Annotated in this window: 30 protein-coding genes; 20 read left to right on the top strand and 10 right to left on the bottom strand. The window is 37.9% G+C overall.

All coding sequences use genetic code 11. The features are described 5' to 3' along the window. Nucleotides 1-93: 93 nt before the first annotated feature. Entirely contained in the window at nt 94-1,731 is a 1,638-nt protein-coding gene (locus AC0IWE_RS10560) for a UxaA family hydrolase (RefSeq protein WP_471793042.1), read from the bottom strand. Nucleotides 1,732-1,737: 6 nt separating this feature from the next. After that, complete coding sequence (gene fucP, locus AC0IWE_RS10555; protein WP_471793041.1) at nt 1,738-3,048, bottom strand: L-fucose:H+ symporter permease; 1,311 nt, start codon at nt 3,046-3,048, stop codon at nt 1,738-1,740. A 183-nt stretch (nt 3,049-3,231) separates the two neighbouring features. On the opposite strand from fucP, the gene AC0IWE_RS10550 reads away from it, so the two are divergent. The 4 genes from AC0IWE_RS10550 (at nt 3,232) to AC0IWE_RS10535 (ending at nt 4,567) form a co-directional block, all read left to right on the top strand. Then, nucleotides 3,232-3,474, top strand: a complete 243-nt coding sequence (locus AC0IWE_RS10550) for a cupin domain-containing protein (RefSeq protein ID WP_471793040.1) — start codon at nt 3,232-3,234, stop codon at nt 3,472-3,474. Nucleotides 3,475-3,529: 55 nt separating this feature from the next. Continuing rightward, a complete protein-coding gene (locus AC0IWE_RS10545; RefSeq protein ID WP_471794055.1) occupies nt 3,530-3,973 on the top strand; it encodes a hypothetical protein in 444 nt (147 codons plus the stop codon). Beyond that, nucleotides 3,930-4,103, top strand: a complete 174-nt coding sequence (locus AC0IWE_RS10540) for a helix-turn-helix domain-containing protein (protein WP_471794029.1) — start codon at nt 3,930-3,932, stop codon at nt 4,101-4,103. The genes AC0IWE_RS10545 and AC0IWE_RS10540 overlap by 44 nt, the downstream gene beginning before the upstream one ends. A gap of 251 nt (nt 4,104-4,354) precedes the next feature. Next, nucleotides 4,355-4,567: a hypothetical protein gene (locus AC0IWE_RS10535; protein ID WP_055903882.1), complete on the top strand. Its 213-nt coding sequence runs from the start codon at nt 4,355-4,357 to the stop codon at nt 4,565-4,567. A gap of 412 nt (nt 4,568-4,979) precedes the next feature. On the opposite strand, the gene AC0IWE_RS10530 is transcribed toward AC0IWE_RS10535, so the two are convergent. Both AC0IWE_RS10530 and AC0IWE_RS10525 read right to left on the bottom strand, forming a co-directional pair. Beyond that, complete coding sequence (locus AC0IWE_RS10530) at nt 4,980-5,096, bottom strand: helix-turn-helix domain-containing protein (protein ID WP_471793039.1); 117 nt, start codon at nt 5,094-5,096, stop codon at nt 4,980-4,982. 16 nt (nt 5,097-5,112) lie between these two features. Beyond that, nucleotides 5,113-5,940 carry a GlxA family transcriptional regulator gene (locus tag AC0IWE_RS10525; protein ID WP_471793038.1) on the bottom strand — a complete coding sequence of 276 codons (828 nt, stop codon included), beginning with the start codon at nt 5,938-5,940 and terminating at the stop codon, nt 5,113-5,115. A 135-nt stretch (nt 5,941-6,075) separates the two neighbouring features. Here AC0IWE_RS10525 and AC0IWE_RS10520 point away from each other — a divergent pair, with 135 nt between their 5' ends. From AC0IWE_RS10520 to AC0IWE_RS10445, 16 genes are all read left to right on the top strand, one after another. After that, a complete protein-coding gene (locus AC0IWE_RS10520; protein ID WP_471793037.1) occupies nt 6,076-6,423 on the top strand; it encodes a hypothetical protein in 348 nt (115 codons plus the stop codon). A gap of 150 nt (nt 6,424-6,573) precedes the next feature. Continuing rightward, on the top strand, nt 6,574-7,089 hold the full coding sequence (locus AC0IWE_RS10515; RefSeq protein WP_471793036.1) for a DinB family protein: 516 nt from the start codon (nt 6,574-6,576) through the stop codon (nt 7,087-7,089). Further along, the gene (locus tag AC0IWE_RS10510; RefSeq protein ID WP_471793035.1) at nt 7,090-7,506 is read left to right on the top strand and encodes a hypothetical protein; all 417 of its coding nucleotides are present in this window, start codon (nt 7,090-7,092) and stop codon (nt 7,504-7,506) included. It begins immediately after the preceding gene. A gap of 318 nt (nt 7,507-7,824) precedes the next feature. Beyond that, nucleotides 7,825-8,241, top strand: a complete 417-nt coding sequence (locus tag AC0IWE_RS10505; RefSeq protein WP_471793034.1) for a VOC family protein — start codon at nt 7,825-7,827, stop codon at nt 8,239-8,241. 411 nt (nt 8,242-8,652) lie between these two features. Next, nucleotides 8,653-9,033, top strand: a complete 381-nt coding sequence (locus AC0IWE_RS10500; protein ID WP_055903898.1) for a DoxX family membrane protein — start codon at nt 8,653-8,655, stop codon at nt 9,031-9,033. A gap of 99 nt (nt 9,034-9,132) precedes the next feature. Next, complete coding sequence (locus AC0IWE_RS10495) at nt 9,133-9,564, top strand: DUF2147 domain-containing protein (RefSeq protein ID WP_471793033.1); 432 nt, start codon at nt 9,133-9,135, stop codon at nt 9,562-9,564. A 7-nt stretch (nt 9,565-9,571) separates the two neighbouring features. Further along, nucleotides 9,572-9,712, top strand: a complete 141-nt coding sequence (locus tag AC0IWE_RS10490; protein WP_471793032.1) for a hypothetical protein — start codon at nt 9,572-9,574, stop codon at nt 9,710-9,712. Beyond that, entirely contained in the window at nt 9,684-10,589 is a 906-nt protein-coding gene (locus AC0IWE_RS10485; RefSeq protein ID WP_471793031.1) for a WD40/YVTN/BNR-like repeat-containing protein, read from the top strand. The genes AC0IWE_RS10490 and AC0IWE_RS10485 overlap by 29 nt, the downstream gene beginning before the upstream one ends. A 334-nt stretch (nt 10,590-10,923) precedes the next feature. Beyond that, entirely contained in the window at nt 10,924-11,739 is an 816-nt protein-coding gene (locus AC0IWE_RS10480) for a DUF475 domain-containing protein (protein WP_055903906.1), read from the top strand. A 46-nt stretch (nt 11,740-11,785) separates the two neighbouring features. Further along, entirely contained in the window at nt 11,786-12,223 is a 438-nt protein-coding gene (locus AC0IWE_RS10475) for a hypothetical protein (protein ID WP_471793030.1), read from the top strand. Further along, on the top strand, nt 12,223-12,489 hold the full coding sequence (locus tag AC0IWE_RS10470; RefSeq protein ID WP_471794028.1) for an HAD family hydrolase: 267 nt from the start codon (nt 12,223-12,225) through the stop codon (nt 12,487-12,489). Before AC0IWE_RS10475 ends, AC0IWE_RS10470 begins: the two co-directional genes overlap by 1 nt. Next, on the top strand, nt 12,476-13,312 hold the full coding sequence (locus AC0IWE_RS10465) for a phosphoribosyltransferase family protein (RefSeq protein ID WP_055903913.1): 837 nt from the start codon (nt 12,476-12,478) through the stop codon (nt 13,310-13,312). Before AC0IWE_RS10470 ends, AC0IWE_RS10465 begins: the two co-directional genes overlap by 14 nt. Nucleotides 13,313-13,314: 2 nt before the next feature. Next, nucleotides 13,315-13,869 (top strand): TerD family protein, encoded by a 555-nt coding sequence (locus tag AC0IWE_RS10460; protein ID WP_055903917.1) that lies wholly within the window; start codon nt 13,315-13,317, stop codon nt 13,867-13,869. Between the two features lie 4 nt (nt 13,870-13,873). Continuing rightward, entirely contained in the window at nt 13,874-14,488 is a 615-nt protein-coding gene (locus AC0IWE_RS10455) for a TerD family protein (protein WP_055903920.1), read from the top strand. A 27-nt stretch (nt 14,489-14,515) separates the two neighbouring features. After that, on the top strand, nt 14,516-15,613 hold the full coding sequence (locus tag AC0IWE_RS10450; RefSeq protein ID WP_055903923.1) for a toxic anion resistance protein: 1,098 nt from the start codon (nt 14,516-14,518) through the stop codon (nt 15,611-15,613). An 8-nt stretch (nt 15,614-15,621) separates the two neighbouring features. Then, a complete protein-coding gene (locus AC0IWE_RS10445; RefSeq protein ID WP_471793029.1) occupies nt 15,622-16,584 on the top strand; it encodes a hypothetical protein in 963 nt (320 codons plus the stop codon). A 330-nt stretch (nt 16,585-16,914) separates the two neighbouring features. Here AC0IWE_RS10445 and AC0IWE_RS10440 read toward each other — a convergent pair whose 3' ends face one another. From AC0IWE_RS10440 to AC0IWE_RS10415, 6 genes are all read right to left on the bottom strand, one after another. Then, nucleotides 16,915-17,778, bottom strand: a complete 864-nt coding sequence (locus AC0IWE_RS10440) for a dienelactone hydrolase family protein (RefSeq protein ID WP_471793028.1) — start codon at nt 17,776-17,778, stop codon at nt 16,915-16,917. Nucleotides 17,779-17,839: 61 nt separating this feature from the next. After that, nucleotides 17,840-18,844 carry a phosphotransferase enzyme family protein gene (locus AC0IWE_RS10435; RefSeq protein ID WP_471793027.1) on the bottom strand — a complete coding sequence of 335 codons (1,005 nt, stop codon included), beginning with the start codon at nt 18,842-18,844 and terminating at the stop codon, nt 17,840-17,842. A 287-nt stretch (nt 18,845-19,131) separates the two neighbouring features. Continuing rightward, the gene (locus AC0IWE_RS10430) at nt 19,132-20,073 is read right to left on the bottom strand and encodes a helix-turn-helix domain-containing protein (protein ID WP_055903935.1); all 942 of its coding nucleotides are present in this window, start codon (nt 20,071-20,073) and stop codon (nt 19,132-19,134) included. Between the two features lie 24 nt (nt 20,074-20,097). Continuing rightward, entirely contained in the window at nt 20,098-21,198 is a 1,101-nt protein-coding gene (locus AC0IWE_RS10425) for an efflux RND transporter periplasmic adaptor subunit (protein WP_471793026.1), read from the bottom strand. Between the two features lie 14 nt (nt 21,199-21,212). Then, nucleotides 21,213-24,497 (bottom strand): efflux RND transporter permease subunit, encoded by a 3,285-nt coding sequence (locus AC0IWE_RS10420; protein ID WP_471793025.1) that lies wholly within the window; start codon nt 24,495-24,497, stop codon nt 21,213-21,215. Between the two features lie 13 nt (nt 24,498-24,510). Next, nucleotides 24,511-25,902, bottom strand: coding sequence for a TolC family protein (locus AC0IWE_RS10415; protein ID WP_471793024.1), 1,392 nt, complete (start codon nt 25,900-25,902; stop codon nt 24,511-24,513). Nucleotides 25,903-26,126: the final 224 nt, after the last annotated feature.

Below are 26,126 nucleotides of genomic sequence, written 5' to 3'. Positions count from 1 at the left end.
ACCATAAAAGATTGATCTTCGATTACTTTGACATTCGTTTACTTAAATAAGCAATGAATCTTTTGAGATTATATCGAAGATCTTATCCATCACCTAAAGGCTTACACCTCTTTTCCATGGAATAAAATCATCCTGATTGAGTTGTACAGCTTTAGGAATTTCTTCACCACTGGCCACTTTGATACAGTATTCTAAAATATCTTCTCCCATTTCGTTAATGGTTTTCTCACCATTTATTATTGCTCCGGTATCAATATCGATAATATCGCTCATGCGTTTGGCCAAAATGGAATTTGTTGCCACTTTAATAGTTGGGCAAACCGGATTTCCTGTTGGAGTACCTAAGCCAGTCGTAAACAAAATTAAAGTTGCGCCTGCGGCAGCTTTTCCGGTGGTGGCCTCTACATCATTGCCGGGTGTACAAACCAAACTTAAGCCTGGTTTGGTTGCCGGTTCAGTATAATCCAAAACAGCAACAACTGGCGAAGAACCTGCTTTACGTGCAGCACCAGCCGATTTTATTGCATCGGTAATTAAACCATCTTTAATATTACCCGGAGAAGGGTTCATGTAGAAACCCGAACCAACTTTATGCGCTAAATCGTCATATTCTGTCATTAAGCGGATAAATTTCTCTGCCGTTGGTCGATCTACAGATCTATCGATCATCTCTTGCTCTACACCACACAACTCAGGAAATTCTGCAGACAAAACTTTCGCACCCAAGCCTACCAATAAATCGGCGCAATAACCAACAGCAGGGTTGGCAGAAATTCCACTGAATCCATCGCTGCCACCGCATTTTACACCTACACATAATTTGCTCAAAGGTGCTGCTTCGCGTTTCTGCTGGTTAATAAACATTAATCCTTCAAACGTACTTTTTATCGAATTTTGAATCAATTGTTCTTCACTTTGTGCTTTTTGCTGCTCAAAAGTTAAAAGAGGTTTATCAAAATCAGGGTCAAGCGCAAAAAGATCACGTTTAAAATCTGCAACCTGTAAATGCTGGCAACCCAAACTTAAAACCGTAATGCCCGCTACATTTGGATGGTTTGCATAAGCGGCCAATAGCTTGCTCAACGTATCCGAATCTTGCCGCGTACCGCCACAACCGCCATTATGGGTGAGGAATTTAATCCCGTCTACATTTTTAAAAGTGCGGTTGGCGCTGTTTACCTTAGGCTCAAAGCTGATGTTGTTAATGTCTTCTCCATTTTCAAAGGCCTGAACGAGTTTGTGTGTGTATGATTTATATTGAGCATCCACAGCATAACCCAATTCGCTATATAATGATTCCTTTATGATATCAAGGTTTCTGTTTTCGCAAAACACCGTTGGAATGAAAAGCCAGTAGTTTGCTGTACCAACAGCTCCGTTTTTGCGGTGATAGCCATTAAAACTCCTTTGCGCATACTTGCTCACATCGGGTGCTTCCCACTTAAAATTAACATTGCGGTACGCAAAGGGTTCGGCAGCATGCTTGGTATTTTCTACATTCATCCGCATGCCTGCTTTCACATCAAACTGAACCTTACCTACCAAAACACCATACATTATAACTTCATCCCCCGCTTTCATATCCTGCATAAAAAATTTATGCTTTGCCGCAATCTCTTCAACGGTTATGTAGGTATGCCCATCGTAAAGTATTGTGGTTTGTGCTGGCAAATCCTGTAACGCAACCAAAACATTATCTGCACCGTTAATCTTAATGACTAATTTTTTCATCCTTACTTATACTTCTAAACTTATTTCTTTTTCTATATGATTGGGTTTCCAGCCTTTCCATCCAAAATAAAATACCACTAAAAAACAAACGAAAGGTACCAGGTAGCCGTATTGTATGTTGTGTGCGGCATCTGATATTAAACCCAATACCGGTGGTAAAAAAGCTCCTCCAACAATCGACATTACAATTAACGACGAACCCAGTTTGGTATCTTTACCTAAACCTGCTATGCCTAATGAGAATATGGTAGGGAACATGATTGACATAAAAAATGCTACTCCAATTAGAGCATACACAGTTATCATTCCGGTTGCAAAAATGGCCACCAGGGTGAGTGCTGCACTGATGATGGCATAAAGCATTAACAGTTTGTGGGGAGCAACAAATCTCATAAAAAACGTACCGGCAAATCTGCCCAGCAGAAAGGCTAATCCTGCCGCGCTAGCATACCATTTTGCTTCGTACTGACTGATTCCTGCAGATGATGTGATAAAACTGATGAACAAACTGAGTACGCAAACCTGTGCGCCAACATAGAAAAACTGCCCGATAATGGCCCAGCGCAAATGCCTATGCCCTAAAACATGACCAAAAGAACTTTTTTCATTTCCAGTTTCCTCCTCTTTAATATCGGGCAGTTTAGTAAAAATAAAAAGCACAGCAACCACAATAATCAGGATGCCTAAAATTAAATAGGGTGCTTTCACGGTAGAAGCCTCTTCGAGCACATAAGCCTGCTTTTCTAAAGGAAGCAGTTTAGCCAGTTCGGCATCAGTGTGTTTAGCTTCGGTAAAAATAAATTTGCCTCCTAAAACAGGGGCTAAAAATGCTGCTAAACCATTAAAAGATTGTGAAAAATTTAAACGCTGTGTTGCTGTTTCTGGCGGTCCCAATACTGTAACGTAAGGGTTTGCTGCTGTTTCTAAAAAGGTTAAACCGCAAGCAATTACAAAAAGGGCACCTAAAAAAAAGATATATTGTGCCGTATTTGCCGCGGGTATAAACAATAAACAACCAATTGCAAACAATACCAACCCCAATATGATACCGCTTTTATAACCATACTTCCGCATGATGTAACCTGCAGGCAGGGCCAAAAGAAAATAAGCAATAAACACCGAAGAATCGACCAATGTGGATTCGAAAACATTTAATTGGAAAGCTTTACGCAAATGCGGAATTAATACCGGATCGAGATTGTGTACAAAGCCCCAAAAGAAAAAAAGGCTGGTAACCAAAATTAATGGAAATAAGTATCCTTTACCATTCTTTGGTACATCAGAGACTTTAAAATTTGTTGGTGTGGTGTGGCTCATATTTGATTTGGTTATGGTATTGGTTAAGCAAAATCTGTCCAGGATGGTGAGATGTTGCTTTACAAATTAAGCCGATAAGTGCTAATAAAAATTTAACTTTATGATCTAATTATTAAATGATATTGTCTCAATTTTATACATTGCGAAATATTACTGCATATTAGATTGATTTTTTAAGAATTTATGAAACCGCATTTACTCAATGTATCTACCAATACGGTAGATTCTTTTAGTGCTCGAAGAGATATTATGCCCGATGTAAACAACCTGTGGCATTACCATTCTGCTTTGGAGTTAATCTACATCAAAAAAGGTAGGGGCACGCAGTTTATCGGTGATAGCATTAAAAATTTTAGTGATGGCGATGTTGTTTTACTTGGGAGCAATTTGCCGCATTACTGGCGTTTCGATCCTGAAGTTTTTTGAGCAAACAACCGATGAATCCGTTGATGTATATGCGATTCATTTTAAAGAAGATTTTTTGGGAAAGGAATTTATAGACCTTCCCGAGAATCAGGAACTCAAAAAAGTCATCGCACAATCTAAACAGGGAATTAAACTGGAGGGTGCTTCTAAAACAAAAATCGCTGCTTTAATGCCGCAGATTATTGCGGCTACAGGTACCATGCGCATCATCAAACTGTTGGAGGTTTTAACCGAAATAGCCAACTGTGAGGAGAAAAGTATCCTGGTTTCTTTAGGTTTTAAACCCAATTTCCTGGAGAATGAAAAAGACAGGATTCAATCAATTTACAATTACACCATCAGCAACTACAAAAATAAAATCGAACTGAAAGAAATTGCCGCCGTGGCGAAAATCAGTCCCAACTCATTTTGCAAGTTTTTTAAAACCAAAAGCAGAAAAAACCTACACGCAGTTTCTGAACGAAATCAGGGTGGGACAAGCCTGCAAACTGCTGATTGAAAACGACCTTACGGTAAAAGAAATCTGTTACGATTGCGGCTTTTACAACTTTACCAGTTTCCATAAATACTTTCGCGAAATTACTGGCAAAACCCCATTAAAATACCAGCAGGCATTTTCCAAACAATAAAAATACCCGAAGGCCTTATTTTAATAAATTGACTTCACTATGCTACAGGTTTTTAGCCTATATTTTGATCACTGTATTTAAAATAATTGCAAAGAATTTGGCTTTTGTTAGTATTTGACTCACTGAGGGCTGTTTTGTATAGCTTTATGAGTTTTTTTAATTTCTTTTTGAAATTAAATTATATATATGTTAAAACTAATTTTTGATTTATAGGTTTATAGCTTAAGTTTGCATTCCTAACTAAATATTTTATGAGCAATATATCTAATCCGAAACCAGAAAAAAGGGGTGAAAGGATGGACAATGACCATAATAAACTTGATGAGTCTTATATCCCGGCTTCAAAGCATAAATTTGAAGGATGGCCAATTTTGTGGATCCTGATTGCTATATTTTTAATCTCAGCAGTTCTATGGTACACTGGTGCAGCACCCTACTTAATTAAGTGGATCGCAAATAAATAATCAATAATTTTTTAAAGAAGAACGTGGACTAAGTTTAGCCATACATTTTATTGTCTTTCTGTGAGAAAGCCTAATGTATTTTATTTAAAGGGAGACGTTAATTTTGATGACGGGAAATAGAACTGATTAAAAATTTTCGTCTTCACTGGAAATCTGTTCAGCGGAGAAATAGCAGTATAACATTAATCCAAAGGAAATAATATAAAATGCCGCGGTGATTAAAAGGAATGTGCTCATATAAATAGTTATTTGGTTAGTGTAATTATAACGTTAAGTTATCTTAAATTATGCATGGTGGTGCATTTATTTTATGTTAATTATTAACATATTTTATTTTAATGTTGAAAACTATTTACGTAGTTAAACTTTCGTTTATAGTTATTCAGCCATCTCAGCCTAATATTATTTGTTTTTACCTCGCCTGAAATTTATCTCGGTACTGCGTCGGTGTCATCCCAACTGATTTCCTGAACACTTTTCGAAACGCTTTAGGGTCGTTATAGCCAGAGTTGTAAATCACCTCCGTCATCTGCTGTGCAGTTTGCTCAAGGAGTTTTTTTTGCCGCTTCTATTCGGGTTTGCTGGAGGTATTCGATAGGCGTAATGCCAATTACCTGTTTAAACCGGCGCACAATATTCCGCCTGCTTGATGGAATATCTTTAATCATTTCTTCAATAGTGGCTACATCCTGGTAATTGTTTTCTATTTTTTCTTGCGCCGAAGCTACCAGATCATCATTATGGTGGCGGATAGGCTGAAAGGTGCTAAAGTACAATTGGTTTACCCGGTCCATATCGATGGCGAAAATTTTTGCCACTTTAACGGCCATGTCCTTTCCGCAATGAAGCTGTAAAAGATGTAACAATAAATGGAAGGTGGAGGTTGCACCTCCGCTGGTAAATAATCTGCCATCCTGCGTTACCGTTTTATCGGCCTTTAAATTTACCAATGGGAAAGCCGAGGTAAATGCACTGCAGGCATCAACATGAGTGGTAGCTGCTTTGCCATCCAACAAGCCGGATGCCGCAAGCAGGAAAGCACCGGTACAAAAGGTGGCAATTTCTGCCCCCGCCTGGTGCTGTTTATTTAACCATGGTATGTATATACTGTTTACAGCAATACAATCTTTAATGTCATTGGTTGCAAACGATGGTACAAGAATGAGGTTAAGGTTTGTCGCTTTTTGTAAAGGAACGCATGGATGATCGCTAAAACGGTAATCTTTATCATCCAGTGTGATTAAACTAATGTTAAATGGAATTTCAAGATCATCTTTCCGGTAAAATCCGTTAACGGTATCAAATACGTCTAAAATGGCCGCTATGCTTAATAAACGAAAGTTTTTGGGTAGTAAAACACCTACTTGTATCATTTGGTTAAAAATTTAGGTATCGTAAATATATAAAATTTGTCTGAAATGCCCCTTAAGATTGACTTTTACGGCAACGCTGTGCAGCTGCATTTAGCTTTAACTTTATTTTACTTTCATCAGCTAAATATAAACGATATGAAAACCACCCCAACAAGTAGCAGAATGTATGGCTTTATAGTGCTGTACGAAATGCATACAGATTTTTTATTAAGGGCGCTTGATGGCATAGCGGAAAAGGATAAGCAAAAAAGATTGGATACCAATGCCAACCATATTGCGTGGATTACAGGGAGTATTGTGCAGGGCCGTTATTTCCTCGCCAAATCATTCGGTATCAACCTGCCATCCATAACCGACGAACTTTTTGCCAATAACAAAGGCATTGTTGATGATGCTGATTATCCATCATTGGAAGCACTTATTAGAGATTGGAAAAGCATTTCGCCGCAATTGCAGGATGCTCTAACCCCAGGCTACAGATGAAAAATTAGAAGAGAAGCTAAGTATGCCCGGGATGGAAATTACGCTGTTTGAAATGATTGGTTTTACCACCTACCGCGAGGCCAACTGTATCGGGCAGATTGCTTTGTGGCGCAGGTTATTGGGCTACGCCGGAATGAATTATATGTAATTATGGAAAAGGTATTGAATGAAACCAATGAAACATTATTGACATTGGAGCGTGTTTTTTCGGATTTTGAAGAAAATTTAATTAACCAAATCCCTTATGCAGGCAGCTGGTCTGCAGGGCAGTTGGCAGAGCACCTCGTTTTAGCTAACAATGGATTTTTACAGGTAATTAATGGTCCGGTAACAGAAACAGATAAGCCTGCCGATTTATTGGTAGCGGAAATAAAGAAGGATTTTTTAAATTTTAATGTAAAGTATAATTCGCCAAAAGAGATCTACCCTGAAGATAAAGCTTACAACCAGTTGGCATTACTGCAAAATTTAAAGCAGATCAGAGCAGGAATATCTAATGCGGTAACAGGGTTGGATTTAACCAAAACCTGTGCTTTGTACAAATTGCCCGGCTATGGTTATCTTACACGGTTAGAGGCTGTTTATTTTGTAATTTATCATACCCAGCGGCATGTGCACCAGTTAAAGAATATTTACCAAAAGCTTGTCGTTAATCCACTAAACTAAATGGTTAGAAACAATAAACTCGATCTGCTAAATCCTTATATTGGTAAATGGAAAACAGATGGTTTAACAAAAACAGGTGAAGTAATTACCGGAACAGATACTTACGAATGGATTGAAGGAGGTTTTTTCTTAACTCATCGGGTAGAGGTAATGTTCGGTAAAAGGCAGGTACAGGCATTGGAGATTATGCTTTATGATGACATGGAAGATGTATTCAGGTCACAATCCTTCGATAATGAAGGAAACATTTCAATAGCTACGCTTAAAATTTTTGATGATATCATTTTAATATTTGCTGATAACGAACGTTTTAAAGGGAATTTTAAACACAATACGATTGAAGGTACCTGGGAGCAGTTTGACGGTACAAAATGGGTGGACTGGATGGATATTAAATTGACGAAGCTTGTATCGTAAACGTACTTGGTTATTTAGATGTGATAGATTGGATGTAGCGAAGAATCTTATGATAAGCAGCCGTTCGACTACGCTACTATTAACGGACTACAGTAAAGCAATCTTTATCGCTGGGTTACCAAACATGAAAGATTGCTTCGTCGTTCCTTCTTGCATCCTATAGCTATCGGATGACGATACTTTGAAGCGATTTACCAACATTATCTCCTGTTATTTATATAGATTTTATAAAAATATATTATCCCTCAGGGTAACAACTAGTGTAATAATTAAACAAATAATAAATAACCAGTCTTAACAAGATAAAACAACAAAACAATGGCAACAGTAAACACGTATTTAAACTTTAATGGCAATACCGAAGAGGCATTTAACTTTTATAAATCAGTATTTGGAGGCGAGTTTGCGGTGGTGCAACGCTATAAAGATTCGCCCGGATGTGAAGGTATGCCAATTGGCGATCAGGAAAAATTAATGCATATCGCTTTACCAATTGGTGGGAACATTTTAATGGGAACAGATATCACCGACCCAATGCCGGCAGCTACTTTTGGTACTGGTATTTCATTATCGGTTGATGCACAAAGCGAAGAAGAAGCTAAACGTCTATTCGATGGCCTTTCTGCTGGTGGAAAGATAACCATGGCTTTGGAAAAAACTTTCTGGGGCGCACTGTTTGGTATGGCAACTGATAAATTCGGTATTCAGTGGATGGTGAATTATGATTATAAATAGTCTTGAGTCGGAAGTCTTGAGTCCTAAGTCTTTTGCAGATGGCTCATAGTCAATGGCTCATGGTTCGTGGTTAATGGCTCATGGTTGATAGTTCATAGCTGATAGTCAATGGCTCGAGGTTAATGGCTCATGGTTGATAGTTCATAGCTGATAGTCAATGGCTAAGGGCTCATGGTTAATAGTTCATGGCTCTTCGTTATGGTTCATAGTTCATAAATAATTGGCACAAAACCATAGCATTGGTCATTCATTATATATCGTCCACCTGAACTTGTTTCAGAATCTAATGAAAAAGGTGGCTTATTTAAACTTTTCGACTCCATGAACCAATTAACTATCCTGAGCAAAGCACTAATAAAATAATCTAATAAATTATTATTTTTAACTATATAAACCAAAATTTTAAGCACCATGAAAATTGCAGTTATTATTGTTCGCGTTCTTTTGGGCGCCATGTATCTTTTTGCATCCGTAAGCTTTTTTCTCCATTTAATGCCTAAAGATGCTCCGGCAATGTCGGCCGCACAAAGCACATTTATGTCTGGGGTAATGGCCTCAGTTTATTTAATGCCCTTAATTAAGGTTACAGAGTTAATAGGTGGGGTACTTTTGCTTATTGGTCGTACTGCGCCTTTAGCTGCACTCCTTATTTTTCCGGTTACCTTAAACATTTTTCTTTACCATGCATTCTTAGGTCCGAAACAATTACCAATGGTTGCAGTAATGCTACTCTTTAACTTATTCCTGTTTTATGCTTACAGGGCCAAGTATTTACCAATCATTTCTAAGTAAATTTGGGTTTTTAAAACTTTCTTATACTTTTTCTCTTTATTTAGTGTTTCGATATAAAGCTTAATTAATTATCTTTAAAAACTAACTAGAAATAAAAATATGAGAAAGTTACCATTTTTAATGCTGCTCTTTGTAGCGGTATCATTTTCTGCCTTTGCACAAAATAAAGATGCGATTGTAGGCAAATGGATTAATCCATCAGGAGAAGGACAAATTGAAATCTATAAAAAAGGCGATAAGTTTTTCGGAAAACTGGCATGGATAAAGGAACCCAATATCAATGGTAAACCAAAACTGGATATAAAAAACCCTGATGCCAGTTTACAGAAACGTGCTTTGTTAAATCTCGAAATCCTTAAAGATTTTGTTTACGATGATGGTAAATGGACTGATGGAACAATATACGACCCGAAAAGTGGTAAAACTTATAGCTGCAACATGACGCTAAAAAGTGCTGACGTACTAAACATCCGTGGTTATGTAGGCATTTCACTTTTAGGTAGATCGGAAACTTTCAGACGGGTTAAATAATACATAGATGAAGAAAATTTTATGGTGCCTTTTATTGGCACCTTTTTTTTGCGCCGCACAGTCGTATTCGATAAAACCATTGAATGAAAGTGCCAAAACCAGTATACGCGGCTTAAGTGTTGTTTCAGATCAGGTTGCCTGGGGTTAGCGGGAGCAACGGCTCGGTGGGTAAAACTACCGATGGCGGAACCACCTGGAAATGGATGAAACCAAAAGGGTATGAGAAAATCGATTTTAGGGATATTGAAGCTTTTGATGCGCAAAATGCTGTTATTGTAGGTATTGCATCACCAGCATATATTCTTAAAACAACAGATGGGGGCGAAACCTGGACAGAAAACTATAAAAACGTCGATTCTGCCATATTTTTGGATGGAGTAAGTTTTTGGGATAAAAACAAGGGTATAATCTTCGGTGATCCGATAAATGATAAACTGCAATTGCTTAAAACCATAGATGCGGGTAAAACCTGGCAGGATATTTCTGCAAACCTAAAAAGCCAAATGGCCAAAGGCGAAGCGAGTTTTGCGGCCAGTGGTACTACCATTAAAACATTAGCAGATGGTAAAACCTGGATTGCCACCGGCGGAACGGTTTCTAATATCTATTTCTCTCCTGATTATGGTCAAAACTGGCAAATATTTAAATGTCCTATTTTACAGGGCGAAAATAGTACAGGACCTTTCTCTATCGATTTTTTTAATGCGAAAAAAGGTATTGTTGTAGGCGGTAATTATGTTAAAGATAAGGAAAATGCAAATAATGTACTTTTAAGTAACGATGGTGGTAAAACATGGCAGAAACCAGTTAGCCCGGTTTTGGGCTTTCGCTCGGCTGTAAGCTATACCAATGCGAAAACATTAATTGCCACAGGTACATCCGGTACCGATATTTCTACAGATGGCGGTTTAAACTGGAAACATATTGCTGATAAAAGTTTTAATGCCGTTCAAAAAGCAAAAAAGGGTAATGTAGTATTACTGGCCGGAGAAAAGGGTGCTATTTATCAGTTAACCACTAACTAATAAAGGGTGCATAACAAATTCATTTTATCTCACCTCATCATCCTGCTGAACTTATTTCAGCATCTTTTAGCAAGAAAGACGCTGACCACGAAGTAGTTATCAGACCTTTAAAACAATAAAAACTGCTAATAAATAGATTCAGGGTGACGAAAGGTTATGAAATTTGGCGTAAACCCATTAATAAATTTCAATCCTGTACGTAACAGTTTTATCGATTAAGTATCTAATCCGTAAAACGATTCAATAAATAAAACTGAATGAGACAGCGGAAATGATAAAATTTTGTTTCTTTGTTGTCTAACTAAAACTTTAATTTAAAAAACACATTCACTCAATGGATTTTTTGCACACGATTTTAGGTGACGATATACAGGCCGGATTATTAATTATCTTAAACTTAATTGTGATTGAGAGTTTGCTCTCGGTTGATAATGCAGCAGTTTTGGCTACCATGGTAATGGATTTGCCAAAGTCGCAAAGAGAAAAGGCTTTAAAGTATGGTATTATTGGTGCATATGTTTTCAGGGGGATCTGTTTATTCCTCGCGGCGTGGCTGGTAAAAATCTGGTGGTTAAAACCACTTGGCGGTTTATACCTGTTGTACCTGGCCTTCGATTATTTTAGAAAAAAGAGCAGCAAAAAGAACGAGGAAGAAGAGGAAGTAGATAAAAGTAAAAGCTGGATTTATAAATCTACCGTTGGGTTGGTTGGTACTTTTTGGGCAACCGTTGCGCTGGTAGAAGTAATGGATTTAGCCTTCTCAATTGATAATGTTTTTGCTGCGGTTGCTTTTACCGATCATATCTGGTTAATTTATATCGGTGTTTTCATCGGTATCCTTGCCATGCGTTTTGTAGCGCAGGCATTTGTAAAACTAATGGAGAAGTTTACCTTTTTAGAAACAGTTGCTTTTATAGTAATCGGGGTTCTTGGTGTTAAACTTACTTCATCGTTATTTACACATTTTTATCCCGAATCTCCTGTTTCGCATGCTATAGAAGGTGAAAAAACAGATCTTTTCGTGTCTATTTTTACAGTAGCCATATTCATTATACCAGTAATAACATCTCTTTTGTTCAACTTTCCTAAAAAGCATAAAAGCGACATCATCATTTCGGAAGATGCGGAAGAAGTATTGGATAAATCTTAGTACTTAAAGCTTAGTATTTATAAAACAGATTAGAAAACAAGGTGCGATGGCTTTTTACAAACATTACTCATTCGATCTTTGGTTAACGCTGATTAAATCTAATCCAACGTACAAGCAGGAACGGGTACAGTATTTTTACAGGAATTATAACGGCAAGCATAAAACCCTTGATGAAATTGCCATTACTTTCCGGCAGGTAGATTTAATGGTGAATGCCATAAATGAAAAAGCAGGGAAAAATGTTGATGCTGATGAAATGTATCTAATGATCATCAGTATAATCAATGATTACGATTACAACTTTAGAGATGTAGACCTGAAAATGCTCGATCATGATATGGAACAGATTGTGTTTAACCACATGCCCAAACTCTATTGCAGCGATTGTTTGGATGTGCTTGCTAAAATTAAAGAATCGGGCGAAAGCTCTACCAACATACTCAGTAACACCGGTTTTATTAAAGGTAAAACCTTAAAAAAGTAATTAAACATTTAGGCATTGATGCCTTTATCGATTTTCAGCTATATTCTGATGAAGTGCGCATGTCGAAACCCAGCGCAGGCTTTTTTCAGCTGATGCTGGATACCATCGACAGGGAAAAACACCCTGAATTATTATTAACAGAGGTTATCCATGTTGGTGATAACCCTTATGCAGATGTACGCGGGGCAGAAGCCATGGGTATTAACAGCATGCTGATCAATTCCAACAACCTATCTATCTCAAACCTACTCTATGATACCGTTTAATTTCTCACTCCATAAAATTGACAATACCGTCGATTTTGGCTTTAATCCTGATGATTATAGCCGCTTTAAATTTGGCGATGATCTGGTTGCCCGTTCTTTCGGGAAAGATCTTGCCGATGGTTTTATCAGGTATTACCTCGCCGATAACCTCATTACCGATCAGATTGTGGTAATTTCCAGTCCTTACAGCTTTATTCCAACGGCAACTTTTGCCATGAAAAACTATTTCGTTTGCCAGCTTAACCGTTGGCTTGTCGAAAATGGAGGTTTGGCCGTACAGGAAACGAAAGTGCACCGCACCATTACTTACAAAGAAGATTATGGCGAATTAAGTGCCGAAGAACGCCTTTCGCTAATCGGAAATGATTCTTTCCATATTGATAAGGAATTTCTGGCAGGTAAAACACTTTTGTTTCTGGATGATATCCGGATTACCGGAAGCCATGAACGCATGATTTTAAAAATGGCGAAAGCATATGGCTTAAAAAACGAAATGCACATGCTTTATTTTGCCGAATTGGTGAATAAAAACATCCATCCCAATGTAGAAAATTTCCTCAACTACCATCAGATCAAATCTATATTCGACCTTGAAGAAATAATTGATGGTGGAAGTTTCAGTTTCAATACCCGCATTGTGAAATACATTTTAAACAGTACTTCGAGCAGTTTTACCATCTTTTTAGAACGTAGGAGCACCGATTTCATTAATCAGCTTTATGATCTGTCTTTAGGTAATAATTACCATACGATAGAAGCTTATTCTAAAAATTTACATCTTATAAAAGACTATATCAAAAACAATAATTATAAATTAATTTAAATATGGCTATTAATTTGCAAAAGGGGCAAAGAGAAAATATCGATGCTCCTAAATTTACAATAGGTTTGGGTTGGGATACCAACAGCTCTTCTACAGGTTCTGCATTCGATTTAGATGCCTCGATTTTTATATTAAACGATCAGAAGAAACTGGTTTCTGATGAGAACTTTGTATTTTATAACAACCTGATTTCTCCGGATGGTTCGGTTGAACATACTGGCGATAACTTAACCGGTGACGGTGATGGAGATGATGAGCAGATTAAAATTGATTTAACCAAAACAGATGCTAAAGTAAATGAAATCTGTATTGTGGTAACGATCCATGAGGCAGAAAGCAGAAGACAAAACTTCGGTCAGGTAAGAAATTCATTCATCCGTATTTTTGATGCGGTAACCAACGAAGTAATCTTAAAATATGAGTTGGAAGAAGATTTTTCTATCGAAACCGCGGTAGAGTTCGGTCGGATTTACAAACGTGAAGGCAAATGGAAGTTTGAAGCAGTTGGCGTAGGTATGAAAGGTGGTTTACAGGATTATTTAAACAAATATCAATAATATTATGGCAATCAATCTTGAAAAAGGACAGCGCATCAGTCTGGAAAAAAGCAACGGGAGCAAACTTCAAAATGTTTGTGTAGGCATTAACTGGGGTGCTATTGAAAAGAAGGGCTTATTCGGTTTCGGATCTTCAAAAGAAGCCGTAGATTTAGATGGAAGCTGTGCATTATATAACGAAAATAAACAACTTTTAGAGGTGGTTTACTTTGGTAACCTTAAATCTAAAAATGGTTCGGTAAAACATAGCGGCGACGATTTAACCGGCGATATGGGTGGTGATGATGGTTTGGATAATGAGATCATCACGCTCGATTTTTCTCAACTGGATGCAAACGTTGCTTATGTTGCTTTTGTATTGAACAGTTTTAGAGGTCACGATTTTGGGAGCATTCCATTTGCGTCCATCCGCATTTATGAAGGTACAACCAAGCGTGTAAACGAAGTTTTTGCTAAATTTGATATTGCGCACGGAGCTAACTTTGCAGGGCATGTATCGATGGTAATGGGTGTTTTTTACAAGAAAAACGGCGAATGGAAATTTAATGCCATAGGCGAACCAACCAAAGATAGAAAGCTGGAAGATACCGTTAAAACCGTAACCCAAAATTATTTATAAGCTGCAAAGCCGATAATTGATCAAACTATGGAAACCAACCCAAACGTTACCCAAGCCCTTACTCCGGTAAAACTGGATAAAGAGGGCAATGTGGATCTTGAGAAGATAACTTCCGAGGAAACGACTAAATATAAAGAGATTGGAAAATCGTTAGAACCATCAGATGTTAATTCGATCCTGAATTACGGAAGCGATGCCCAAAACTCAATGGAGAAATACAGTAACGAATTCTTATCGTCTGTACGTACCTATAATAGCGGCGAAGTGGGCGGTTTAATTAACGAACTGCTTACCGAACTGAACTATATCGATGTTTCTGAACTCGAACAAAGTGGTTTTAAGAGTTTTATCTCCAAAATTCCTTTCTTAAAGAGTTTGGTTGTTGATGTGAAAAAACTTTTTCAGAAGTATGATGTGGTGGTGAATAATATTGATAAAATTACCAACAAAATCAAAGCAGGAAGGTTAAATTCAATTAAGGATAACAGTTCATTGCAAACCATGTTCGATAGTAATGTTGGTTACATCCACCAGATGGAAGAACTGATTATTGCCGGACAGCTAAAATACAACGAACTGAATATTAAGCTTGCTGAAATGGAAGGAAGGCCGGCCGATTACCAGGATTATGAAATTGCCGATTTAAGGGATTTCATCAGTCGTTTGGATAAACGACTGGCCGATATGAAAATTGTTCGTTTTATTATGTTGCAATCACTGGCGCAAATCCGCGTGGTACAAAATAACAATACTTCAATTGCAGAAAAGGCACAGTCGATTGTTTCTACAACCATTCCGGTGTGGAAAAACCAATTAACCATTGCAGTTGCTTTACAAAGGCAAAAAGCCAATGTAGAAATGCAAAAAAAGATTTCGGACACGACGAATACCATTTTGCAAAAAAATGCGGAGATGCTGAAACAGAACAGTATCGATGTAGCCAAAGAAAATGAAAAAACTGTGGTATCTTTGGAAACCCTTAAACGTACCACATCATCACTAATTGAAACGCTAAATGAAGTGAAACAAATTCATGAGGCAGGTGCACAAAGCAGACGTGTGTTGGATGGCGAACTTAAAACTTTGGAAACAGAGTTGAAAAAGAACGTTACGCGGGTGAACTAATTTAATCTATGGATGAATACCGCTTAAATATTCTCAAAAAATCAAGCGCAGAGATCAACCGTTTACAGTTGCTCTCTGTGTTTTTTGATGATGAAGTGATTTATAAAATCTACTTAAGGAGCCAGGTTATTCATCAGCTTTTTGCCAATAATGAAGAACTTGAGGTTGAAAAATTAGATCTTTTTCACCTTCAGTTTACCGATAGTGTAATCGAACTGCTTAAAAAGATCAAAAAGAGCAATGAGAAAAATGTTTCACTCATTTACGATGAAATCGACCTGAACGAGGAGCTGATTGATCGTATGGCGAGTGCACTTGTTGATCAGAAAAGTTTCCAGCAGGATAAACAAAAACAATCTCTTAAAGTTAATTTATCACTGCGAAAATTATTTAGTGTACTGTCCGATTTAAGCGCTGATTTCCCTTTTTCAAAAAACATTAACGTTTTTAGTTCTAAATACGCCAACGATTTTTATTTCGATCTCACCACCGATCAATTTTCTAAACTGATTAATTTTCAGGATAAGCAGGTGTATACCAATGTGTATGCAACTATTGAGAAAAAACTGATGGGAAAGTTGTGTAAATATGATTTCCGAACTGAATTTTATATCGGATTAAAATCTGGTGAGCTGGTAATTGAAATTTATAAGTTTTTGGATATAGATAGTTATTACCTGTTTTTTCCGAGCAGGAACCTGTTTTTGTTCTGCGATTTAACCATTTTAAACGATTTGGATAAGTCAACAAATCTTTCTGAAAGAGAAAGAATTGTACAGGAGTTGCAGTATAAAAACGATAAACTGCAAAGTAATGCTGCGGTGTTGAAAACGGCTATCCCAAAGGAAGTTGTTAATTTACTGGAAGACAGTTATCATAAAATTTCGGATATTAATTTCTTAAATCACCTTAATAATTTCGACGTACAATCGAATATTTTAAAAACGATGCTTAAAACGGATTTGTTTTAAGGGTTAATTCCTAGCCAAAGGGGCTATCCTGCTAATTAAAGCGATTAATAATTTCAGTATATCATTTTTTTTGAAGCGCAAAACCAGTGGTGCTTGGTAAAATACTATCCCGCTTTTACTCCAAGTCCTCCCTCGTGCTTCGTTCCGGGCTTTCCGTACAATCGGGGCTGTGAATGAATGGTCTCTGCATCAATCATTAAGAAATACCGCCGCTTGTTAAAAGCTTATTGCTATTTAAGTGTTTTATTTGTTATCTTCTTAAATAGAAAGGTTAAGGTATTAAGAAGTCAAGTTTTTAAAACTTGACTTCTTTTCTCTAAGGTGCAACAATTACCTCGTCAATACCGCCAACTTATGTTTAAACAACTCAATTGTTCTACTCCAGGCCAGTTTTGCGGCAGCTTCATTGTATCGGGTAGGTGAGGTGTTATTGTTAAATGCATGGTTTACACCATCATAAATGTATATTTTATAATCAATTTTATTTTCTTTTAGGGCTTGCTCATAAGCTGGTATTCCTGCATTAATGCGTTCATCCAAACCACCATAATGTAGCATTACACTGGCTTTAATTTTCTGAACATCGGCAGCATTTGGCTGTGCGCCATAGTAAGCAACGGCAGCTTGCAATGAAGGATCGTTAACGGCTAATTTATTTGCCATTCCACCTCCCCAACAGAAACCCACACAGCCCACTTTACCGTTTCCATCTTTTCTATTGCGTAAGTATTCCAGTCCTTTTAAAAAGTTCTGCAAGTTTTTTTCAGGATCTAACTTACCTATCAGTTCGCGGCCTTTATCTTCATCGGCAGGTGTACCGCCCAATGGAGAAAGTGCATCCACTCCAAGAGCTAAGAAACCTTCTGCCGCCACACGTTTGGTTACATCAATAATATGTGGGTTTAACCCTCGGTTTTCGTGTATTACGAGTATGCAGCCTAAGTTCTTTTTTCCCTTTGGTTTGGCTAAAACCGCTTTCATATCACCATCAACGCCTGGATAGGTAATGTTTTCAACTTCAATATCATCACTATGAAAATCTGCAGCTGCAGCATAATTATTTTCGAGCATGGGCAAAATAGTTATTGCAAGTGCTGTGCTGCCCGCAAGAACAGCCAATTTTTTCATAAAATCTTTTCTGCCGATCTGACTATGGGTATACTCATCATACAGGTTGATTATTTTCTGATCCATCTTATTGATTTTGATTTACTTTACAAGATAAACAAGGGAGTTGAGATTTTAGCCGCATTGCCTAAAAGTTACAATACATTTCTTCCCATTTTTTAATCATTGCTACGCGGTGTTTGGTATATCTGGGCGTTAAAAAAGTATTCGACCAATCATCATAGTTGTCGTAAAAGAATTTTAAAAAGAAAATATGAAAGGTAATGCCCAGGAAAGGAATGGCTTTTAACTCATCATCAGTTAAGGGGCGCACTTGTTGGTAGGCATTTAAAAAAACTTCAAAATCCTTTTCAGCCTGTTCTTTAGCGATCAGGTTATTTAGCTGATGGAAGAAATAATGATTAAGGAAAGTCATTAAATCATTGATCAAATAACCTTCACCCGCAAAATCGAAATCAAAAAATGTAATGTTCCCTGCTTCATCAAAATGGAAATTTTTAGGGAAGAGATCGTAATGGCAATAACCGCAACTGAACTTGGATGTGTCAAATTCTTCGAATTTTTTCACCACTTTATCAGCAACATCAGAAAGGTATTTAAATTCTTCAGGCATTTCTGCAAAGTGAGGTTTTAAAGATTGCAATGGCCCGGATAAGGTAGTTTCAAAATTGAATACCGGACGTGGATTATGGAGCTTGATTGAAGAGGTACTTTGATGCAGTTTGGCTATATCCTTTCCCAATTGAATGAGCTGTGTTGATTCAAGATCTAAAATAACGTTTCCTTCAGCAAAAGAAAAAAGTATGCCGTTCCGTATCCCTTCAATGGCATTAAACTGCTGAATCTGTTTGCCATTTACATCTTTTATAGGGTAAGAAACCGAATTTCCATTTGCTTTTAAAATATTGAGCAGTTCTACTTCTGCTTCAATTTGGTTCAGCTTTCTGTGTGCATCACGGTAAATTTTGAAGATGTATTTTTTGTTCTTATTTTCCAGGATATACGTATCACTTACATTTCTAATCAAAAGCTTACAGGTTGTATCGGGCTGTAAATGATAAGCTTCAATTAAATAATCTTTTAAAGCAGTTGCTGATAAGGTGGAGTATTGTGCGGGGAAAATGTTTTGCATAAGTAGCGCGTTGGGGTTTCAAATATAAATGTTATAAACGACTTCCGAATCATTAAATATGACTACTTACCAACCTTAGCAGCGTCATACTGAACTTGTTTCAGCATTTTTTTTTGAAAACATTATTGATGAAACTTTAAAATTTCATGGATAGATTTCCAATACAAGATTCGGAATTGCTTTACACCGCGTTGAAATTAAAAAATAAAAAAGCGCCGTTTCCTCATTGTAAGATTGGCGCTTTGGATACTTAAACGACTAGTTTAAAAGTTTAACTCATTTGCAATTTAATTGGCCCGAAAACCTTTCGGGGTACACTGCATCTGGCGTTTGAAAAATATGTTAAAATTGGCTGGGTATTCAAAACCCAAACAATAAGCAATCTGTGCAATATTCCACTCTGTATGTTTCAATAAAGCTACAGCTTCAGTTGCTATCCTCCTCGAAATATGCTCTGAAGTGGTTTTTCCTGTTACTTCTTTTACTGCATGATTTAAATGATTTACATGCACCAATAAGCGGCAGGCGAAATCATGAGCTGTTTTTAACTCCAGAATATGCTCTGTAGAACCAATGGGGAACTGCCTTTCCAGTAATTCAAGAAATAATGAAGTTAACCTTGCCGAGGCGGTGTTCTGTTTGAAAACAGCATCCTGTGGTTTTACTTTTAAAGCCTCATGCACAATCAATTGAACATAATTTCTTAATAAATCATATTTATGGATGTAATCACCATCCATTTCTTTCATCATTTTGGTAAATATATCCCTTAAGGTTATTTCCTGCTCCTCATCAATATGTATTACCGGACTATCGTTAATGCGCCATAACAACGAATCGCGAAGGGTCTCGTTGCGGTTATGGATAAAATTTTCAGTAAATAAGCAGAAAAAACCAGCAGGCTTTGGCGAAGTACTTTCCCATGAATACGGAATATTCGGGTTGGTAAATAATAGCGCCCGGCCTTTAATTTCGATCTGTGCATCAGGGTAATGCAAAATCCCGTTGCCGATTATTAATGAAATTTTATAGAAATCCCTCCGGCTAAAAGCTGATGGTACATTGGTACAAACGGTACCGCGGTTAAAAACATTGAAATGGCCAATGTCGTTAATCATTCCTAAACTTGGCGTAGGGATTTCCGGACGGGTGATTTTTAATTTATTATAAAAATCTTCCAGGGTTTCCTTTTTTTGAAGGGTAGAAAGCTCTTGATTTTTTGATAACATAACTTAAGTGCTTAATACGTAAAGTTAGGGTTTAATCAGCGTTCCTTCATGCATTTCTTCCGTAGGTTCTGCAACTAATTTGTCACCTTCTGCCAAGTCCCCAAAAACTTCAACCTGATCATCCGTTTCTCTGCCTTTTTTAACAGCTACTTTAACAGCCTTATTATCTACTGCTTTTAATACAAATAATCCTTCGCTGGTATCTAACAAGGCTTTTTTGGAGATAATAAAGGTACTTGCATTGGCCGGAAGCGGAATATTTACTTCGGCCACCATACCTGGCAATAAAACTTTTGATGCATTTGGAACATCCATTTCAATACGTTCAGAGCGTAGGCGGAGATCTAAAGCACCTGATAAACGTTTCACTTTTGCTTTAAAAATTTGACTTGGCAAAGATTTAACCGTAAAACTGATTTCATCTCCTGCTTTTAAATAGCCTGTATAAACCTCAGGAATGGAAACCGCTAAACGCAAGTTTTTCTGATCCTGTAAAGTAAACAGCGGCAAATCAGAACCCTTGCCTGTTGGACCTACATAGGCACCTAAATTTACATTTCTAGCAGAAATAATTCCACTGAATGGTGCCCTGATTGTTAAATAATCCTGCACTGAACCCACTTCTTTATAGGCCGCTTTGGCTGCTTCAAGTTGGGCTAAATCAGCATTCTTTTTGGCCAAAGCCTGATCCAAATCGTTGGTAGAAATTGTACCAGGTGTTTTACTGGTTTCGTACAAACGGTTGTAATTGGCTTTGCTTGCTGTATAAATTGCTTCCTGTGCTTTTATTCTCGATTGAGTTGCGGCAAGTTGCGAGGTCATTTCTGGTGCTTCTAAAGTCATCAACAACTGGCCCTTACTTACTTCTGATCCAATATCTACCTTCAAGCTTTTTACAAAACTGCTTACTTTAGCATATAAATCAACCTGTTGTAGAGCAATTAGTTCTCCTGGCAAACTCAATTTGGTTGATAGCTTTTCCTTTTTAAGGTCGAAAGTTGCAATAGCTGCCTCTTTTTCCTTCTTGGGTGCTACTTTCGATTCTGAGTGCCCGCAGCCATAAATAGCTGTTAACATTAACAATCCTGAACTTATTAATCCTGTTGAAAATATCTTCGTATTCATTTGTTGATGATGATTTATTCGTTTTCTTGTAAACCTTTAATGTAATGGATGCTTTCTTCGTCTTCCGGATCGAGCGATATTGAATTGGTAGTCTGTTTACCTTGAACCCATGCAAATACCAGTGGCAATATAATTAATACTGCGAATGTTGAGGCGAATAACCCACCTATAACTGCCCTTCCAAGAGGTGAAACAGCTCCACCACCTTCTCCATGGCCAATTGCCATTGGTAACATCCCTGCAATCATCGCAATACTCGTCATTATAATCGGCCGTAAACGTAATGCTGCGGCTTCGCGTGCAGATTCGAGCGCATTACCATTGTGTTTTCTCAGTTGTTCGGCATTGGTAATCAATAGCACCGCATTGGCAATAGATACCCCAACCGACATGATAATTCCCATATAAGACTGTAGGTTTAAGGTTGATCCGGTGATGGTTAAAAGTAATAATGAACCTAAAATTACGGCCGGTACTGTAGCTAAAATAACCAAAGGCACTTTAAACGACTGGAAATTGGCTGCCAACATCAGAAAAATTACTACAATGGCCACAAATAGGCCCGATTGCAAACTGTCTAACGTATCGGTTAATACTTTACTTAACCCTATGGCGTTAACTTTTAGTCCCCGAGGCAGTTCGCCCACGTTTTGAATGGCTTTTTCTACATCTTTTGAGGCTGCACCTAAATCGGTATGGTAAAGGTTTGCCGTAACTGATAGAAAAGGCATGGCACCGATGTTGTCATTTTCACCAGCAGTGGTATCGGGTGTAATTTTAGCTACATCGCTTAGTACAGGTCTGGCCGAGTTTTTTAATAAAGGAATTTCTCCGATATCATCCTTGCTCGTCATTTGGTTAAGCGGTACCTGTACCTGTACGCTGTATGGTAAGGCGGCTTTTTCATCCAGCCATATATTTTTATCTGTATAACGTGATGATGAGGTTGAGGCAATCAATGATCGCGAAATATCTGCCATATCTACTCCGATTTGTGCAGCACGCGTTCTGTCGATATCGATATTTAATGAAGGGTATTTAATGGGTTGCGCAATCTGAACATCCCTCATGTAAGGGATCTGCTTCAGCTCTGCTAAAATTTTATTCGCATATTTTTCATTCAGTTTTTTGTTTTTACCGGCAATGCGTACCTCTACAGGGGTGGGAGAGCCCTGGCTCAATACTTTATCTGTTAATTCTATCGGTTCAAAAGACAGCTTAACATCAGGTAATACCTGTTTAATTTTCGCCCTGAACTGATCTTTAAAATCGTCCATGTCTTCTTCAAAATCTTTTAAGCTTACCTGGAAAACAGCTTCATGCGGACCAGCCATAAACTGGTAAATTGGGTTTACCGAAAATTGCGCCGGGTGCTGCCCAACATACACTGAAGAAATGCCCATATGCTCTTCGCCAACCATTTTTTTCAGCTCTGCCAATACTACATTTGCTTTTTCTTCCGTACGTTCTAAACGGGTTCCATCTGGTGCACGCAAACGCAACTGAAACTGGCTTGAGTTTACTCTTGGTAAAACATCGCGACCAATATTAACCAATAATAATGCAGCCAGACCAATAATAACTACTAAATATGCTAATACCACTGGTTTTCTATGTGGCAATATGCGATCAAGGAAACGCATAAAACGGTTCCTGAATTTATCGAAGAAACCAATTTTACCGTTGCCACTAAAATCTTCTCGTGCTACCAAAACCTTTTTTTGGTTAAGGGTATCTTTTTCCGATTCGAGTGTAATGCCTGTTGCGTTAAAATCAGCTTCATCCTGTGTAATGCCGGGATGGTTTTCATTTCCTTTTTTTGGATGTGCCACCATAAGCCAGTTGGCCATAATCGGCACAAAAGTTTGCGATAACAAGAAGGAGACCACCATTGAAAAGCCAATTGCCAATGCCAATGGTAAAAATAATGCACCAGGAATTCCCGTCATCGTAAAAGCAGGTGCAAATACGGCAAGGATACAGAACAGAATCAATAATTTAGGGAAAGCAATTTCCTTACAGGCATCCCAAATGGCCAGTGCCTTGGGTTTTCCCATATCAAAATGCTGGTGGATATTTTCTATGGTCACTGTAGATTCATCAACCAAAATACCAATAGCTAAAGCTAATCCGCTCAACGTCATGATGTTAATTGTTTGTCCGAATAACTTAAGGAACAATACCCCCGCAATGATTGATGTTGGGATTGTTAAAATTACAATTAAGGCAGCGCGTTTATCACCCAGGAAAAGTAAAACCATCAATCCGGTTAATATTGCACCAATTGCGCCCTCGCTGATTAGGCTTTTTACCGCATTAATTACATAAACAGATTGATCAAACTCATAAGAAAGCTTAACATCTTCGGGTAAGGAACTTTGGATGTTTGGTAAATTTTTCTTTAAATTTTTAACCACTTCCCAGGTTGATGCATCGCCAGATTTTGCAATACTTAAATATACCGAACGTTTGCCATTGATTAAGGCGTAACCGGCCACTAAATCGGCGCCATCTTTCACTGTAGCCACATCGCGCAGTTGCAGATTTTGTACGCTGCCTTTAAATAAAGGAATGTTTTCAAACTCTTTAACCTTTTTTATGGTGTAATTGGTAGGGGTAAGGTAGTTTTTATCACCTATTCTTACATTTCCTGAAGGCGCAGTTTGGTTGTTTAACCTAATGGCCTCCACCACCTGATCTACCGTTAAATTGTGCGAACGTAGCAGTGAAGGGTTAACGTTAATCTCTATAGTTCGGGGGCTACCACCGAAAGGAGCAGGAGAAAGCAAACCCGGAATGGCCGAGAAACTAGGGCGAACATAGGTATTGGCTAAATCCTGCAATTCATTATTGGTACGGATAGGGCTGCTTAATACCAACTGTCCAACGGGAAGAGAAGAGGCATCGAAACGGATAACGAAGGGCGGTTGCGAGCCCGGCGGGAAAATGGCCTGTGCCCTGGTAGAAAGTGCACTTAACTCTGCTGCGGCCTGAGCCATGTTTGTGCCTTCGTAATAGGTTAATTTCATTAACATTAAACCCTGCGTGTTTTTGGTTTCTATGCTTTTGATACCGTTTGCGAAAAGTAAAATATTAACGTATTGTTTACCAAAATAAGCTTCCATTTGGTCGGGCGTGTAACCGCCAAAAGGGTGGGCAATGTAAATCACCGGAAGGTTCATTTGCGGAAGAATATCAACTTTAATCTGGTTGATGGCCCCAATACCGAAAAAAAACAATCCTGCTACTAAAACCAGGATGGATATGGGTTTGCGAAGTGCGAAACGTATTAAGTTCATTTATATAACCAGATTAAAATTCGTTGATAAATATGTCATAATTGCCCAAAGCTGCCGATTTTAAAAGCAAGGCCTGCCAAACATTGGTAAATGCAATATCGCGATCGGTTTCTGCACGGTTTAAGGTAAATAATGCCTGTGTAAGGTCAACCAGTGTAGTTAATCCATTTTTGTAAAGCGTATTTTTTTGCAGGTATGCATCAGATGCTGCTTTTACCTGGATAGGTGCTTCGCGGTAATTCGCCAGTGCATTTGCGAGTTTAGTTTCTGCAAGGGCCAGTTGTGCTTTCAATTGTTGATCAACCATGTTGTATTCTTCTTTTAAACCCTGACTGATGTATTCTTGTGCCCGTACCTGCGGTCGGTTTTTAAGTAATGTGGAGAGATTCCACGTCATTCCTATGCCAATCAAATAGTTTCCGCGTGTAGGATTAATGCCATCAGCATAACTGGTAGAATAAGCAGTTTGATCTAGCGCATAGCCGGAGCCAAAGCCTGATCCTCTGCCCTGCATTACACCAAAAAAAGTAAATGTTGGATAGTATAATTTTTTGAAATAGCTAACTTGTTGCAGACTAACATCCACGCGGTTCTGGTAAAACTTTAACAGGGGATGCGAAGTTTTGATTACTGTATCCTGGAGCAGATTGTTAGGTATTCGCGTAATAGAAGCTGTATCTACATCATAGGATGTTGCTGTTACGCCCATTAAAACACCTAAGCGGTTGGCCTGTTCCTGTTCCAGATCTTTTGCTTTTGTGAGCGCAATTTTCGCATTCGAAACCTCTGCTTTTGCAAAAGAAGAATCAACGCCAGCAATTAAGCCATTTTTAGCCCTGATTACTGCAGTATTTTTAAAAGTAATAGCTCTATTGAGGTTGTTCTGTTGTGATCTTGTTAACCGTTGTGCGGCCAACAAATTAAGATATGCTGCAGAAACACGGATCTCTTGTTGAAACTTTTCCTGTTCCAGGTCATTTTTGTCTCTTTGATAAGCAGCATCAGCAATTTTGATGCGTTCTCTGATTTTTCCGAAAGTGAAGAAATCCCAGTTAACATTCGCAAGGTACAACCCGCCAAAGGCAGCGTTCCAATTTTGTTTGTCTAAAGCTGGTCCAGATGAAGCAGTTCCTAAGCCACCTAAACCATATTGTGGGCCATTTTGGCCATTTATTGTTCCATAATCCTGTTGCGCACTCAGGCTGAAATTTGGCAGATATTCTCTTCGTGCCTGCTGGATGGAGGATTTTGATGCATTAGCGTAATTATTTTTGGCTTTAATGGTGCCATAATTAATTAATGCGGTGTTTACAGCCTGTTTTAAACTCAGCGTTTGTGCGCTTACACTGAAAGGGGAACTAAAAAAAAGTGATAACGATAAACAAAATAAAGATATACGATGCATAGTGTATAATTTACACGGCAAATGTAAATTATGGCAGCAATATCAAAGTATTCGGTTCAAATCAAAAATTATGCGAATCAAATAATCATCGAATTGTTACTTAAGCAGAGTTGTAAATTATTTCGAAAGGTTAAATAAAATATAATCGTGTTTTTACATACTCAACATAACCACATTAGGCTTTATTGGGGCGGAAAAAGCAAATTGTGATTTTATCGTCCTCG

The sequence above is a fragment of the Pedobacter sp. AC402 genome, assembly GCF_979252805.1.
The sequence above is the reverse complement of the archived record's forward strand: the minus strand, read 5'-3'. Positions and strand labels throughout refer to the sequence as shown.